Below are 2,937 nucleotides of genomic sequence, written 5' to 3'. Positions count from 1 at the left end.
GCAGGAGTTCATCAATCTCAGTCCTGGAAATCCCGTCATTTTGCCGGAAGTCGAACAACTGTGGCGGGATTGCACCAAAGAATTGCTAGATAGTTCAGAATACGGTAAAGTTGTTTGCCGCTACGGTGATTCTCAAGGCTACGAACCGTTAATTGAGGCAATAGCTACCGATTTCAATCGTCGCTATGGGTTAAATCTCACCAATCGCAACATCCTGATTACCCCTGGCAGTCAAAGTCTCTATTTCTACGCCGCGAATGCTTTTGGCGGATACACCACAACTGGAGAATTAAAGCAAATCGTTCTGCCCCTGAGTCCAGATTACACCGGTTATGGCGGCGTGACTTTAGTGCCGCAGGCGTTATTAGCGTATAAACCAACACTGGATATCGATGCGGCTGCCCATCGCTTCAAATACCGCCCGGATTTTAGCCAACTGGAAGTTAACGAAAGTACGGGTTGCGTTTTATTCTCCCGTCCCTGCAATCCTACGGGCAACGTCCTTACCGATGAAGAAGTACGCAAAATCGCAGATTTGGCGGCAAATTACGATGTACCTGTATTAATTGATTCTGCGTATGGGCCTCCCTTCCCGGCCTTGAACTTTACGGAAATGACACCGATATTTGGGGATAATATCATCCACTGTATGAGCTTATCCAAGGCTGGCTTACCGGGAGAACGGATTGGAATTGCGATCGGTTCCGAAAGCGCCATCCAGGTGGTTGAGTCGTTCCAAACTAATATGTGTATCCATTCATCTCGGTACGGGCAAGCGATCGCCACCCGTGCGATCGCCTCTGGAATGCTAGCCAACATCTCCGAAACAGTCATTCGCCCCTACTACCAGAAAAAATTCGATGTAGTAGAAAATACACTAGAGCAAGCAATGCCCAAAGATTTGCCCTGGTTTCTCCATCGCGGTGAAGGCGCAATTTTTGCGTGGTTGTGGTTAGAAAATTTACCGATGACCGACTGGGAATTATATCAACAGTTGAAAAAGGTGGGTGTAATTGTTGTACCGGGTAGTTCTTTCTTCCCCGGTTTGCGTGAAGATTGGCAACATAAAAATGAGTGTATCCGCATCAGTCTGACTGCTACCGACGAGGATATTGAAGTTGGAATGCAGCGTTTGGCGAAGGTGGTGCAGGAAGTATATTCAGTTGTGAGTGCTTAATAGGAAAAAGAATGACAGGCGTAGCTATGCCAAATCAATTAACTCGTTTGCAAATCAAGAATTTCCGTTCGCTTGCGGATGTAGATATTGCTACCGAATCTCTAAACGTTTTATTCGGGCCTAATGGAGCCGGAAAATCAACCTTTCTGGATACAATATGGTTTGTGCGAGACTGCGCCATTCGCGGAGTTGATTTAGCATCCTCCGAAAGAGATCATGGCATCGGTCTTCTTTGGGATGGCTCGGATGAAGGCGAAAATATATCGATCGCAATTCAAACTGAATCGGCTAAATACGAAGTATCCTTTGGATATTCTTCAGGCAGAATAGAACCTTTTGTTGGAGAAAGATTACAATCTAAGCACCGCGATACCTACGTAATTGACAGAAAAATAGGCAGTGACAAGTCTTCCTTTTATCACTTAAAATCTGAACAATTAGAAGTCTCTGTTCTCAGAGATCCGGAAAAACTAGCCTTAACCAGATATGTAGGTTTGGAAGATAGTGATTCTGCCGCTTCCGATATAGACAATTTACTTCGTCGCCTGCGTTCCTATCAATCAAGATCTGCTTCATTATTCAAAATCAAACGATTTGGCTCGGAATCTGATTTTGGAGAGCGGTTACAGGATCGTTGTGAAAACTTGTGGTCAGTATTGAGAAACTTACACGATAGACGAGTCATTGACGATCGATATGACACAATAATTGATTTTATGCGACAAAGCTTCCCATCTTTCGACGATTTGTTTTTTGAACAAACTGGTCGATACACAGTTTATGCAAACTTTATAGATAAAAGACGGCGCAAACCAATCCGAGCATCAGGAGTATCAGATGGACATCTTCAGATGCTGATCAATCTCACAGCTTTATTTTCGGAAGGCAAAGACCGCTATTCACTAATATTGTTTGACGAGCCTGAAATATCGCTTCATCCTTGGTCATTAGCAGTTTTTGGGAAAGCCGTCAAACTCGCTACTGAAAGATGGAATAAGCAGGTATTTATTGCCACTCACTCTCCGGTACTTATTAGTCAATTTGAGCCAGAGAATATATTGGCTGCGGAAGTTGACGAGATGGGACGAACAGTAATGAAACGAGTCAGCGAGATTGAAGGTATCCAAGATTTACTGGAAGAATATGCCACTGGTTCTCTCTACATGGCTGAGATGATTGCACCTCAAAGTAAGTCTCCGTTTGAGGAAGAAGCTGAATGAAGAGTCAAGATAATAACGAGCCTCAGCAATATCGTTATTTGAAGTTCGGATTGCTTGTCACAGGAGAGACTGAAGAACTGCACCTTCCTAAGTTATTTAGAGCGCTGATGGAGTCTGGTTATTGCACTTTTAAAGTGTTGAGCCGTATTCCTCAGCTTGGACGGATAACTTCGGAAAAACGAAAGTCAAAACTAACCGTGACTGGGACTAACAAAGCTATTTCTACAAAACACATTGAACAGATTGCATTACCAGCCAGAAAGCATCTCAATGAAGCAAATACCTATGTAATACTTGTAGATGATTTGGAGTATCACAATCACGAGCAGCCACAAGAGGTTTTCGATCGATACCGAGAAATTCTTGACTCTCTTCCGCCAGAACAAAGACATCGTGCTTCTGTACATTTCTTAGTCAATATGCTGGAAGCTTATTACCTAGCTCACGCTGAGGCGGTTAATTTAGTATTAGGAACCTCGTTCGCAGATTATCCGGGAGATGTAGAGACTATCCGCAATCCGTATAGTGAAATTAAAAAAG

Annotated in this window: 3 protein-coding genes; all 3 read left to right on the top strand. The window is 43.5% G+C overall.

Features of this window, described 5'->3' with window-relative positions; genetic code table 11:
• Positions 1-1,177 (top strand): valine--pyruvate transaminase (locus tag H6S82_RS26840; protein WP_191057003.1); only part of this gene is annotated, 1,177 nt, incomplete at its 5' end.
• A 26-nt stretch (positions 1,178-1,203) separates the two neighbouring features.
• Positions 1,204-2,397, top strand: a complete 1,194-nt coding sequence (locus tag H6S82_RS26835) for an AAA family ATPase (RefSeq protein WP_190473897.1) — start codon at positions 1,204-1,206, stop codon at positions 2,395-2,397.
• Positions 2,394-2,937: hypothetical protein (locus H6S82_RS26830; protein ID WP_191057002.1), on the top strand; the 544-nt coding region annotated here is incomplete at its 3' end. The genes H6S82_RS26835 and H6S82_RS26830, both read left to right, overlap by 4 nt.

It is taken from the genome of Planktothrix sp. FACHB-1355 (genome assembly GCF_014748295.1).
Classification (GTDB): Bacteria; Cyanobacteriota; Cyanobacteriia; order Cyanobacteriales; family Aerosakkonemataceae; genus Aerosakkonema; species Aerosakkonema funiforme_A.
Note: the sequence above shows the minus strand (reverse complement) of the source record. Positions and strands in the feature narration are given on the sequence as shown.